This window comes from Citrobacter sp. CRE-46 (assembly GCF_059615875.1).
Window position 1 is genome coordinate 1357747 of sequence record NZ_CM184341.1, and the last position, 13011, is coordinate 1370757.

Sequence of the window (13011 nt, forward strand, 5' to 3'; positions counted from 1 at the left end):
AGTTTGACCAATCACCAGCGCCGCGTTGTCTTTTTTGATTTGGATGGCACGTTACATCAGCAGGATATGTTCGGGAGTTTTATACGTTATCTGCTGCGTCGTCAGCCGCTGAACGTGCTGCTTGTGCTACCTCTGTTACCGGTGATTGCGCTGGCGTTGTTGATAAAAGGACGCGCGGCCCGCTGGCCAATGAGCCTGCTGTTGTGGGGATGCACTTTTGGTCGTAGCGAGGCGCGTCTGAAAGCGCACCAGGCCGATTTTGTACGTTGGTTTCGCGATAACGTGACGGCGTTTCCGCTCGTACAGCAGCGGCTGACCACTTATCTGTTAAGTTCTGACGCCGACATCTGGCTTATCACCGGCTCCCCACAGTCGCTGGTGGAGCAGGTTTACTTTGATACCCCGTGGCTACCACGCGTCAATCTGATCGCCAGTAAAATGGCGCGAGGATACGGTGGCTGGGTGCTGCCTCTGCGTTGTCTGGGGCATGAGAAAGTGACACAGCTGGAACGTCAGATTGGCGCGCCGCTGCAACTTTATAGTGGTTTTAGCGACAGTAAGCAGGACAACCCGCTGCTCTCTTTTTGCCAGCATCGCTGGCGCGTCACGCCGCGTGGGGAACTGCAACAACTCGAATAGAGTAAACGATAGCGTCTGTGTATAATGCGCCCGCTTTGATTACTGGAGTTACCCCCTTTGTCTGAAGTTGAATTTAGCCACGAATACTGGATGCGTCATGCTTTAACGCTGGCTAAGCGCGCCTGGGATGAGCGTGAAGTCCCGGTGGGCGCAGTATTAGTGCATAATAACCGCGTCATTGGCGAAGGCTGGAATCGGCCGATTGGTCACCATGATCCCACGGCCCACGCTGAAATTATGGCGCTGCGTCAGGGCGGCCTGGTGCTGCAAAATTACCGTCTGTTGGATGCCACGTTGTACGTCACTCTGGAGCCGTGCGTGATGTGCGCCGGCGCGATGGTGCACAGCCGTATCGGCCGGGTGGTTTTTGGCGCGCGCGATGCGAAAACGGGGGCGGCGGGTTCATTAATTGACGTGCTACATCACCCTGGAATGAATCATCGGGTTGAAGTGACAGAGGGAGTCCTGCGGGATGAATGCGCCACGCTGCTCAGCGATTTCTTTCGTATGCGTCGTCAGGAAATTAAAGCCCTGAAAAAATCCGCCAATGCGTAAATGCCGGTCTGATTGCCTGATGTTTATCAGGCCGATAAGACTACTTTTCCTCTTTCTTTTGCGCTGAAAACAGAAGGGAAGGGGAGTGCGTCAGGTAGTTTGACGACGTCTGAGACAGAAACGCGGAAAGCGGGAATTTCTCTTTACCTAATAACTCCGCGGGCGACACCGCCGGGTAATCCTGCGCCAGTTGCTGCGTTTCCTGCGCCTGTTTTTCTTTTTCTTGCAGATATCCCACCAGGCTTATCTGGTATTTACGGATATTTTCCACATAGGCATAGGCTTCATGACCACGCGCATAGCCATAGGTCAGCTTGTTGTAATACGGCTTTTGGCTGAGCAGCGGTAGACGCTGTTTTACATCGGACCAGCTATTCGGATTGCCTTTGGTTTTGACCGTCAGCGCCCGCGCGTCCAGCATATGCGCATAACCCATATTGTAGGCGGCAAGCGCAAACCAGATCCGTTCTCCTTCCGGGACGGTATCCGGCACTTTACTCATCATATCCTGCAAATAACGCGCGCCGCCGCTGATGCTCTGTTCGGCATCGGTACGGTCAGTCAGTCCGAGACTCTGGGCGGTATTTTTGGTCAACATCATCAGTCCGCGTACGCCGGTCGGAGAAGTGGCCTGCGCGTCCCAGTGCGACTCCTGATAAGAGATCGCGGCAAGCAGTCGCCAGTCTATTTCCTGCGCATACTTCTCAAACAGCGGCTTGAGGTCTGGCAACACGCTGTCTACGGCGCGCAAAAAGGTGCGGGTGTCGACATAGTCAAAATCATCGCCATGCCCAAGATATTTCTCTTCCAGTCTTGCCAGGGAACCCTCTTCGTTCATGGAATTAAAGAAATCCAACAGGGCAGCGGCCAGCGTATTGTCATCGTCCAGACGACTAAACCAGGTCACCGGCTGTTCGTCGGAGACGTCCAGCGCGACGGCCAGCTCAGGGTGTACGCGTTGGTACAGGCTGATGGCGACGGAATCGGCAATGGTGTAATCCAGCTTACCGGCGATGACATCATCAAGTAGTTCAGTGGTGCCCTTTTTGTCATCCACTTTCCAGCTCAGGTCGGGAAATTTTTTCTCTTTTAGCTGCTGGAGATCGTTAACCACCACATGCCCCGGGGCGATAGTCAACTGATTTTCATTCACGCTAGCCAGGGTTCGAGGGCGATATTGCCCAACCCGATACACCAACTGTTGTGACACCGAGTAATAGGTCGGGCCGGGCTGGTAATTTTTCACCCGCTCGCTGTTATACACCAGACCTGCGGCTAACAGATCGGCATTACCGTTATCCAGGTCGTCAAACAGCTGGCTGATGTTCTGGCGCACGGTGATTTTTAATTTCACGCCTAAATAGTTGGCGAACGCCTGGGCCAGTTCATAATCCAGACCGAATTTTTTGCCGTTGAGGGTCGCATAAGTTAATGGCGAGTCAATGGTACTGACGCGCAGTTCTCCCCGCGACTGAATGGCGGCGATACGATTTTCGGCTTTACCGAACCAGGGAATAGATGGCCAGAGGGCCGCTGCCAACAACAGCGTTAATATGCCGATGAACAGATAATTAATCTTTAATTTTTTCAATTAGTTAATTCTCTGAACCGTACGTTGTCTCTGCCTGCTGTAGTGTTGTTTAAGAAGTGAAGTCGTCATTAATGAGCGGCATTTTGCTTAAACTTGCGTCAGTTGGCAACTTATTAAGAAAACAGACCGCATTTGATGATAAGACGAGGCCGCGATTTTATTTCGACGCAAACGGTTTCGTCGGCGCGGTAGATTCTTTATAATACCGCCCGTTTCCCCCACTTGGGCACACCGAAAGCTTAGAAGACGAGAGACTTATGATGGAAATTCTGCGTGGTTCACCTGCACTGTCTGCATTCCGTATTAACAAACTGCTGGCACGTTTTCAGGCTGCCAACCTCCAGGTCCACAATATTTACGCCGAGTACGTCCATTTTGCCGATCTGAACGCACCGTTGAATAAAGATGAGCACGCGCAGCTTGCACGCCTGCTGAAATATGGTCCTGCTCTTCACAGCCACGCTCCTGAGGGCAAATTACTGCTGGTCACCCCTCGTCCGGGCACCATCTCCCCGTGGTCTTCTAAAGCGACTGATATTGCCCACAATTGCGGCCTACAACAGATTAGCCGTCTGGAACGTGGCGTTGCTTACTATGTCGAAGCGTCTACGCTGACTGCGGAGCAGTGGCAGGAGGTTGCCGACGTACTGCACGACCGCATGATGGAAACGGTTTTCTCTGCGCTAAACGATGCCGAAAAACTCTTTGCGCATCACCAGCCTGCGCCGGTCTCCAGCGTCGATCTGCTGGGTGAGGGCCGTCAGGCGCTGATTGACGCCAACGTGCGTCTCGGCCTGGCATTGGCGGAGGATGAAATCGACTATCTGCAGGACGCGTTCAGCAAACTGGGGCGCAACCCGAACGACATCGAACTGTACATGTTCGCGCAGGCCAACTCTGAGCACTGTCGCCACAAGATTTTTAACGCCGACTGGGTTATCGACGGTAAACAGCAGCCGAAGTCGCTGTTTAAGATGATCAAAAATACCTTTGAAACCACGCCGGACCACGTGCTGTCCGCCTATAAAGACAACGCCGCGGTGATGGAAGGTTCTGACGTGGGGCGCTACTTTGCCGACCACAAAACCGGTCGCTACGATTTCCATCAGGAGCCAGCCCATATCCTGATGAAGGTAGAAACTCACAACCACCCGACCGCCATCTCTCCGTGGCCGGGCGCGGCAACCGGATCCGGCGGTGAAATTCGTGATGAAGGCGCAACCGGGCGCGGCGCGAAGCCGAAAGCCGGGCTGGTGGGCTTCTCCGTTTCCAACCTGCGTATTCCGGGCTTTGAACAGCCATGGGAAGAAGACTTTGGTAAGCCGGACCGTATCGTTACCGCGCTGGATATCATGACCGAAGGGCCATTAGGCGGCGCGGCGTTTAATAATGAATTTGGTCGCCCGGCGCTGACCGGCTACTTCCGAACTTACGAAGAGAAGGTTAACAGCCACAACGGTGAAGAGCTGCGCGGCTACCACAAGCCGATCATGCTGGCGGGCGGGATCGGCAACATCCGCGCCGATCACGTGCAGAAAGGCGAGATCGTCGTCGGCGCGAAGCTGATTGTCCTCGGCGGTCCGGCGATGAACATCGGCCTCGGCGGTGGCGCTGCATCCTCTATGGCTTCCGGTCAGTCTGATGCCGATCTCGACTTCGCCTCCGTACAACGCGATAACCCGGAAATGGAACGCCGCTGTCAGGAAGTTATCGACCGCTGCTGGCAGATGGGCGATGCCAACCCGATTCTGTTTATTCACGACGTCGGCGCGGGCGGTCTGTCCAACGCCATGCCGGAGCTGGTAAGCGATGGCGGTCGCGGCGGTAAATTCCAGTTGCGCGATATCCTGAGCGACGAGCCGGGTATGAGCCCGCTGGAAATCTGGTGTAACGAATCCCAGGAGCGCTACGTGCTGGCGGTGGCCGCTGACCAGTTGCCACTGTTTGACGAACTGTGTAAGCGCGAGCGCGCGCCGTATGCGGTGATTGGGGAAGCTACTGAAGAGCAGCACCTGACCCTGAGCGACAGCCACTTCGACAACCAGCCGATCGATATGCCGCTGGACGTGTTGCTGGGCAAAACGCCGAAGATGACCCGCGATGTGCAGACGCTGAAAGCTAAGGGTGATGCCCTGAATCGTGGCGAAATCTCGATTGCCGATGCGGTGAACCGCGTACTGCATCTTCCGACCGTCGCGGAAAAAACCTTCCTCGTAACCATCGGCGACCGTACCGTTACCGGTATGGTGGCGCGTGACCAGATGGTCGGGCCGTGGCAGATCCCGGTGGCTAACTGTGCGGTGACCACCGCCAGTCTTGATAGCTACTATGGCGAAGCGATGTCTATCGGCGAACGTGCGCCAGTCGCTCTGCTGGACTTCGCAGCTTCTGCCCGTCTGGCTGTAGGTGAAGCGCTGACTAACATTGCGGCAACACAGATTGGCGACATCAAACGCATTAAACTCTCCGCAAACTGGATGGCGGCTGCGGGTCACCCGGGTGAAGATGCCGGGTTATACGAAGCGGTAAAAGCCGTCGGGGAAGAATTATGTCCGGCGCTTGGCCTGACCATTCCGGTGGGTAAAGACTCCATGTCGATGAAGACCCGCTGGCAGGAAGGCAACGAACAGCGCGAAATGACCTCGCCGTTGTCACTGGTGATCACCGCTTTTGCCCGCGTGGAAGACGTGCGCCACACCATTACTCCGCAGCTCTCTACTGAAGATAATGCCCTGCTGTTAATTGACCTTGGTCTGGGCCACAACGCACTCGGCGCGACCGCGCTGGCGCAGGTTTACCGCCAACTGGGCGACAAACCGGCCGACGTACGTGACGTGGCGCAGTTGAAAGGCTTCTACTACGCCATGCAGGCGCTGGTCGCACAGCGCAAGCTGCTGGCTTACCACGATCGCTCCGACGGCGGCTTGCTGGTGACGCTGGCGGAAATGGCTTTCACCGGGCACTGTGGTATTGAGGCTGATATCAGCACGCTGGGCGACGATCGTCTGGCAGCGCTGTTTAACGAAGAACTGGGCGCGGTGATCCAGGTTCGCGCCGCTGACCGTGACGCGGTGGAAGCCATTCTGGCGGCCAACGGCCTGGCAGACTGCGTACACTACCTCGGCAAAGCCGTGGAAGGCGACCGCTTCACTCTCTCCGCTAACGGACAGTCGGTGTTCAGCGAAAGCCGTACTACCCTGCGTATGTGGTGGGCAGAAACCACCTGGCAGATGCAGCGTCTGCGCGACAACCCGGAGTGCGCCGATCAGGAACACGACGCTAAAACCAACGACGCCGATCCTGGCCTCAACGTTAAACTGACGTTCGATATCAACGAAGATGTTGCTGCCCCGTACATCGCCACCGGCGCACGTCCTAAAGTCGCTGTACTGCGTGAGCAGGGCGTTAACTCCCACGTCGAGATGGCGGCCGCTTTCCATCGTGCGGGCTTCGATGCTATCGACGTGCACATGAGCGATCTGCTGGGCGGACGTATCGGTCTGGGGAATTTCCAGGCGCTGGTAGCCTGTGGCGGCTTCTCTTACGGTGATGTGCTCGGCGCCGGGGAGGGCTGGGCGAAGTCGATTCTGTTCAACAACCGCGTCCGTGATGAGTTTGAAACCTTCTTCCATCGCCCGCAAACGCTGGCGCTGGGCGTGTGTAACGGTTGTCAGATGATGTCTAACCTGCGCGAACTGATCCCGGGAAGCGACCTGTGGCCGCGCTTTGTGCGTAACCACTCCGATCGTTTTGAAGCCCGCTTCAGCCTGGTCGAAGTGACGCAAAGCCCGTCTTTACTGCTCTCCGACATGGTTGGTTCGATGATGCCGATTGCCGTTTCTCACGGTGAAGGCCGTGTGGAAGTGCGTGACGACGCGCATCTGGCTCAGCTTGAGAGCAAAGGCCTGGTGGCGCTGCGCTACGTTGATAACTTCGGTAAGGTGACCGAAACCTACCCGGCTAACCCGAACGGTTCGCCGAACGGTATTACTGCCGTTACCACTGAAAATGGTCGCGTCACCATTATGATGCCGCACCCGGAACGTGTGTTCCGCACCGTGGCTAACTCCTGGCACCCGGAAAACTGGGGCGAAGACAGCCCGTGGATGCGTATTTTCCGCAACGCGCGCAAACAGCTCGGTTAATTAGCCCGATAGCCATTAAGCCCCTCCTGCGAGGGGCTTTTTTTTTGCCTGTCTCTTTGTAGGCCGGATAAGGTGTTTACGCCGCCATCCGGCAATAAACTCAGTGCTTATGCCGCAAAATTAAAGTGTCGGGAAATCCCGACATGGGCGGGGTGACGATGTCGTCAAAAAGAGACATTTAATTATATGATTTATAATGGTTTTGTTTTTAAGTGCTACAGATGTTGCTGATTGGCGACAGAAAGTGCAAAAAACCGGCAGAACCATTTTTTGCATGAACAACGATATTCTTCATATCTATCATTGTGTTAACAAAGTGTTTTGAATATTGGCACAGATGCTGCATAATATTAACCAGTGGCTCATTCACCTTCTTATGTCAGCCCCTTCGGGAAGCGCTACATAAACTTCGAATGACGCACAACAAGGTGCCTGCCGTCCAACATCTGATATTAGCATGGCTCATATCAACCTCCGGGCGAAACGTCGAGTTAGGCACCGCCTTATTCCACAACAAAGCCGGGTTAATCCCGGCTTTGTTGTATCTGGCGTTCCCCTCAGTTAGCATCAAGCTATTCCTGTCCATTGAGAGTAACGCCTTGAAGCGCTGGTCAGTTTTCCCCCGATCTTTACGTCAATTGGTTATGTTGGCCTTCTTGCTGATTCTGCTGCCGTTGTTAGTTCTGGCCTGGCAGGCGTGGCAAAGCCTGAATGCCTTGAGCGCGCAGGCGGCGCTGACCAACCGCACCACGCTGATTGACGCCAGACGCAGTGAGGCGATGACCAACGCCGCGCTGGAGATGGAGCGTAGCTACCGGCAGTATTGTGTGCTTGATGACTCAACGTTGGCAAAGGTCTACCAGAGTCAGCGTAAGCGCTATAGCGACATGCTGGATGCGCATGCGGGCGTGTTGCCGGATACCAAGCTTTATCAGGCGTTACGTCAGGATCTCAACGACCTCGCGCAATTACAGTGCAATAACAGCGGTCCAGATAGCGTAGCGGCAGCCCGGCTGGAAGCGTTCGCGAATGCCAATACCGAGATGGTACAGGCGACGCGCACCGTGGTCTTTTCTCGTGGCCAGCAGCTACAGCAGGAAATTGCCGAACGTGGGCAGTTCTTCGGCTGGCAGGCGCTGGTGCTGTTTCTCGTCAGCCTGGCGATGGTACTGCTGTTCACTCGTATGATTATCGGCCCGGTGAAGGGCATAGAAAGGATGATCAATCGGCTGGGGGAAGGGCGCTCGCTGGGCGACAGCGTATTATTTACCGGGCCGCGTGAGCTGAGGTCTGTCGGTCAGCGCATTATCTGGTTGAGCGAACGTCTTTCCTGGCTTGAGTCGCAACGGCATCAGTTTTTACGTCATCTTTCCCATGAGCTGAAAACGCCGCTGGCGAGCATGCGCGAAGGGACGGAGTTGCTGGCCGATCAGGTCGTTGGACCGCTTACGCCGGAGCAAAAAGAGGTGGTCGGTATTCTGGATGACAGCAGCCGTAACCTGCAAAAGCTGATTGAGCAGCTTCTTGATTACAACCGCAAACTGGCGGATGACGAGGTTGAGCTTGAGAGTGTGGACATTGCGCCGCTGGTTGAAAGCGTTGTTTCTGCACATAGCCTGCCTGCTCGCGGCAAAATGATACATACTGAGGTAGCGCTTGAGGCGAACACCTGCCTGGCGGAACCGATGCTGTTGATGAGCGTGCTGGACAATCTTTATTCCAATGCGGTGCACTATGGCGCTGAATCCGGTAACATTTGGATTCGCAGCAGTTTGCATGGCTCAACGGTATACATCGATATAACGAATACAGGCACACCGATTCCAGAAGCAGAACAGACCATGATCTTCGAGCCTTTTTTCCAGGGTAGCCATCAGCGAAAAGGGGCGGTAAAAGGAAGCGGGTTGGGGCTGAGCATTGCCAGAGATTGCATCCGCCGTATGCGAGGCAAACTGTATCTGGTTGATGACCATGCGCAAAGCGTTTGTTTTCGCATAGAATTGCCCCTATCTGCTGCAAAAAATCACTAAAATAAACCTAAGTCTGGTGAGTATGCCACACGTTGTTTTCCGAATGCTTAAACGACATTTTTTCCGTCGAGTCTTGCTTATGAGCCTGCCGTGTCTGGCGCTGGCCGGGTGCGTGCCGAACGCGGTGAATCATGTTACTGGCGACCCCTCTCAGGAGAAAATTCCGCCTTACCAACTGGCGGACTATCTTGCAACCGAGTGTACGGATATCTGGTCCCTGACGAGCCAGCCTACAGAGACAAACCCACTGTACTGGCTGCGGGCAATGGATTGCGCCAATCGCCTGATGCCGGTACAGGCGCGCAGTGAAGCCAGTATGATGATGCCAGATACCTGGCAGGGGGCTTTCAGACGCGGGATTCTGCTTGATAACGCTAACATTACGCCACCTGAAAGGCGGGAGGCTGTTACGCGCCTCGAGGCATTAAGTCCGCAAATTCCGCCGCAAGTCAGACCTCTGTATCAGGTCTGGCTCAGCAGCCAAACGCTACAACTGCAGCTTGCCGAAGAGCGTATGCGCTACAGTAAACTCCAGCAAACATCGGACAGCGATCTGGACACGCTGCGTCAACAGCAGCAGCATTTGCAGTCCCAGCTCGATCTCACAACCCGTAAGCTGGAGAATCTGACTGATATAGAACGTCAGCTTTCCACGCGCAAACCTGCCGGCAGCTACAATCCTGACGCGCCGCACGGGAATGATAAACTCACCACGCCTGATAACGAGGATGGCACTGCGCCATCTGCCGATGAGGTCACACCATGATAAGCCGTAAGCCCGCACATCTGCTGCTGGTGGATGACGATCCGGGCCTGTTGAAATTGCTCGGTATGCGACTGACCAGCGAAGGTTACAGCGTCGTAACCGCCGAAAGTGGGCAGGAAGGGTTACGGGTGCTGAACCGCGAAAAAGTGGATCTGGTTATCAGCGATCTGCGTATGGATGAAATGGACGGCATGCAGCTGTTTACTGAAATCCAGAAAGTACAACCTGGAATGCCGGTTATCATCCTTACTGCTCACGGTTCCATCCCTGATGCCGTTGCCGCGACGCAGCAAGGGGTATTCAGTTTTCTCACCAAGCCGGTTGATAAAGACGCGTTATACCACGCGATTGATGGCGCATTGGAACAGTCTGCGCCAGCCACTGATGACAGCTGGCGTGAGTCTATCGTCACCCGCAGCCCGCTGATGCTGCGTCTGTTAGAACAGGCGCGGATGGTAGCGCAATCGGATGTGAGCGTATTGATTAACGGTCAAAGCGGAACCGGGAAAGAGGTGTTTGCCCAGGCGATTCATAACGCCAGCCCGCGCAGCCACAAGCCATTCATTGCTATTAACTGCGGCGCGTTACCGGAACAGTTGCTGGAATCCGAACTGTTTGGTCATGCGCGCGGCGCCTTTACCGGTGCGGTAAGCAATCGCGAGGGCCTGTTTCAGGCGGCGGAAGGCGGGACGCTGTTCCTTGATGAGATTGGCGATATGCCCGCGCCGTTACAAGTCAAATTGCTGCGCGTTTTACAGGAACGCAAGGTCAGGCCGCTGGGCAGTAACCGCGATATAGACATTGATGTGCGCATTATATCGGCTACCCACCGCGACCTGCCTAAAGCGATGGCGCGGGGCGAGTTCCGTGAAGATTTGTACTATCGCCTCAACGTGGTTAGTCTGAAGATCCCAGCGCTTGCCGAGCGTACGGAAGATATTCCGCTGCTGGCAAACCACCTGCTGCGACAGTCTGCTGAACGGCACAAACCCTTCGTGCGCGCCTTCTCGACCGATGCCATGAAGCGTTTGATGACCGCCAGTTGGCCGGGCAACGTACGTCAGTTGGTCAACGTGATTGAGCAGTGCGTGGCCTTGACCTCTTCGCCGGTTATCAGCGATGCGCTGGTGGAGCAGGCCCTGGAAGGGGAGAACACCGCGCTGCCGACTTTTGTTGAAGCGCGCAATCAGTTTGAACTTAACTACCTGCGCAAACTATTGCAAATCACAAAAGGCAATGTGACCCATGCGGCGCGAATGGCGGGGCGCAATCGCACCGAGTTCTACAAGTTGCTTTCTCGCCATGAGCTGGAGGCAAACGATTTCAAAGAATAAATCTGCGGATTATGTTAGTTTTATTCGATCAAAAGACAGGCGACCTTTTCAAGGAATAGCATGAAAAAGATTGATGCGATTATTAAACCTTTCAAGCTGGACGACGTCCGTGAAGCGCTGGCTGAAGTCGGCATTACCGGTATGACTGTGACAGAAGTGAAAGGATTTGGCCGTCAGAAAGGCCATACCGAGTTATACCGTGGTGCGGAATACATGGTGGATTTTCTGCCGAAGGTAAAAATTGAAATTGTCGTTCCCGACGACATCGTCGATACCTGCGTTGACACCATTATTCGTACCGCGCAGACCGGTAAAATCGGTGACGGTAAGATTTTTGTTTTCGACGTGGCACGCGTTATTCGTATTCGTACCGGTGAAGAAGACGACGCGGCAATCTAAGCCGCGCCGTTAATTTGTAGGCCTGATAAGCGTAGTGCATCAGGCAGAGTGATTGCCGGATGTCGGCGTAAACGCCTTATCCGGCCTACTCGCGTAATACATTACAATACTTTATGCGGGCCGAAGCATTCGTAATGAATGTTCTCGTTTTTCACGCCCAGACCGACCAGTTGCTTCGCGGCGAACTGCATAAAGCCGACCGGGCCGCACAGATAAAACTGCATCGCCGGATCGCTGATTGCCCCTTCCAGTTTGTTCAGATCCATCAGACCAATGCTATCAAACGCACCTTTCGCGCGATCGGCTTCGTTTGGCTCACGATACCAGGTATGCTCGCTAAAGCGTGGCAGCGTTTTGCCGAGTTCTTTTACTTCATCGGCGAAAGCATGTACATCGCCATTTTCCGCCGCGTGGAACCAGTTAACCTGCGCCGTATGATGAGCTTTCGCCAGCGTATCCAGCATCGCCAGCATCGGCGTTTGGCCCACGCCTGCGGAAATCAGCGACACCGGCGTATCGGTCGCAACGTCCATAAAGAAATCCCCCGCTGGCGCGGCCAGGTGAACTACATCACCGACATTGGCGTGGTTATGCAGCCAGGTTGAAACCTGACCACCGTCCTCGCGCTTCACGGCAATACGGTAGCCTTTGCCATCTGGCTTACGGGTCAGCGAATACTGACGGATTTCCTGATGCGGGAAACCTTCCGGCTTCAGCCAGACGCCCAGGTATTGACCCGGATGGTATTCCGCCACTGCGCCGCCATCGACGGGTTCAAACTCAAAGCTGGTAATCGCGCGGCTTTGCGGCGTTTTCGCCACGATACGGAAAGGACGCGTACCTTCCCAACCGCCGGTTTTGCTGGCGTTTTCGCTGTAGATTTGCGCTTCACGGTTAATAAACACGCCCGCCAGCACGCCGTATGCTTTGCCCCACGCATCCAGCACTTCCTGGCCCGGGCTGAACATTTCGTCCAGCGTGGCCAGCAGGTGACTTCCTACGATGTTGTACTGCTCTGGTTTTATCTGGAAGCTGGTATGTTTCTGGGCGATTTTCTCAACGGCTGGCAACAGCGCTGGCAGGTTGTCGATGTTGCTGGCATACGCGGCAATGGCGTTAAACAGCGCTTCACGTTGGTCGCCATTGCGCTGGTTACTCATGTTGAAAATTTCTTTCAGCTCTGGGTTATGCGTAAACATGCGATCGTAGAAATGGGCGGTCAGCTTTGGACCTGTTTCAACCAGCAGGGGAATGGTGGCTTTCACTGTAGCGATGGTTTGTGCGTCAAGCATACGGTCTTCCTTTATCTAAAACTTTAATGATGTATGTCAAATGCATCTTATAAAAAATACCCCTGCATTGTAAATGGTTCTTTGTAACTTTGCGTTGTAAAGGTTACATCGTGAAAAATCTGCATCACAAACCTGAAAAGAAATCCGTTGAAATTCAGCAGACCTTTGTTCTCCAAAGCCTTGTGTGCCGTGAAGGTAATCGTTTGCGTAAAATCCTTTGTCAAGACCTGTTATCGAAGAATGATTCGGTTATACTGTTG

Annotated in this window: 9 protein-coding genes; 7 read left to right on the forward strand and 2 right to left on the reverse strand. The window is 54.5% G+C overall.

Features of this window, described 5'->3' with window-relative positions; genetic code table 11:
- Positions 1–3: 3 nt before the first annotated feature.
- Together yfhb and tadA are read left to right on the forward strand one after the other, a co-directional pair.
- Positions 4–639, forward strand: coding sequence for a phosphatidylglycerophosphatase C (yfhb, locus tag AC534G_RS06430; protein WP_496594520.1), 636 nt, complete (start codon positions 4–6; stop codon positions 637–639).
- A gap of 57 nt (positions 640–696) precedes the next feature.
- On the forward strand, positions 697–1194 hold the full coding sequence (gene tadA / locus AC534G_RS06435) for a tRNA adenosine(34) deaminase TadA (RefSeq protein WP_038642688.1): 498 nt from the start codon (positions 697–699) through the stop codon (positions 1192–1194).
- A gap of 40 nt (positions 1195–1234) precedes the next feature.
- On the opposite strand, the gene mltF is transcribed toward tadA, so the two are convergent.
- Entirely contained in the window at positions 1235–2785 is a 1551-nt protein-coding gene (gene mltF, locus AC534G_RS06440; protein ID WP_085049302.1) for a membrane-bound lytic murein transglycosylase MltF, read from the reverse strand.
- A gap of 257 nt (positions 2786–3042) precedes the next feature.
- Between mltF and purL the strand changes: the two genes are divergently transcribed.
- From purL to glnB, 5 genes are all read left to right on the forward strand, one after another.
- On the forward strand, positions 3043–6930 hold the full coding sequence (gene purL / locus AC534G_RS06445) for a phosphoribosylformylglycinamidine synthase (RefSeq protein WP_110497140.1): 3888 nt from the start codon (positions 3043–3045) through the stop codon (positions 6928–6930).
- Positions 6931–7529: 599 nt separating this feature from the next.
- The gene (gene qseE, locus AC534G_RS06450; protein ID WP_123261017.1) at positions 7530–8960 is read left to right on the forward strand and encodes a two component system sensor histidine kinase QseE/GlrK; all 1431 of its coding nucleotides are present in this window, start codon (positions 7530–7532) and stop codon (positions 8958–8960) included.
- Positions 8961–8982: 22 nt separating this feature from the next.
- Positions 8983–9726, forward strand: a complete 744-nt coding sequence (gene qseG / locus AC534G_RS06455) for a two-component system QseEF-associated lipoprotein QseG (protein WP_038642680.1) — start codon at positions 8983–8985, stop codon at positions 9724–9726.
- On the forward strand, positions 9726–11060 hold the full coding sequence (gene glrR, locus AC534G_RS06460; RefSeq protein ID WP_304529550.1) for a two-component system response regulator GlrR: 1335 nt from the start codon (positions 9726–9728) through the stop codon (positions 11058–11060). Before qseG ends, glrR begins: the two co-directional genes overlap by 1 nt.
- A 60-nt stretch (positions 11061–11120) precedes the next feature.
- A complete protein-coding gene (glnB, locus tag AC534G_RS06465; protein WP_000717694.1) occupies positions 11121–11459 on the forward strand; it encodes a nitrogen regulatory protein P-II in 339 nt (112 codons plus the stop codon).
- Between the two features lie 101 nt (positions 11460–11560).
- On the opposite strand, the gene hmpA is transcribed toward glnB, so the two are convergent.
- Positions 11561–12751 carry an NO-inducible flavohemoprotein gene (gene hmpA, locus AC534G_RS06470; RefSeq protein WP_038642674.1) on the reverse strand — a complete coding sequence of 397 codons (1191 nt, stop codon included), beginning with the start codon at positions 12749–12751 and terminating at the stop codon, positions 11561–11563.
- Positions 12752–13011 lie beyond the last annotated feature (260 nt).

Bases quoted from the DNA above. Each gene is read 5' to 3' on its own strand.
- purL (WP_110497140.1), top strand. From the start codon at position 3,043: ATGATGGAAATTCTGCGTGGTTCACCTGCACTGTCTGCATTCCGTATT.
- qseG (WP_038642680.1), top strand. From the start codon at position 8,983: ATGCCACACGTTGTTTTCCGAATGCTTAAACGACATTTTTTCCGTCGA.
- glnB (WP_000717694.1), top strand. From the start codon at position 11,121: ATGAAAAAGATTGATGCGATTATTAAACCTTTCAAGCTGGACGACGTC.
- hmpA (WP_038642674.1), bottom strand. From the start codon at position 12,751: ATGCTTGACGCACAAACCATCGCTACAGTGAAAGCCACCATTCCCCTG.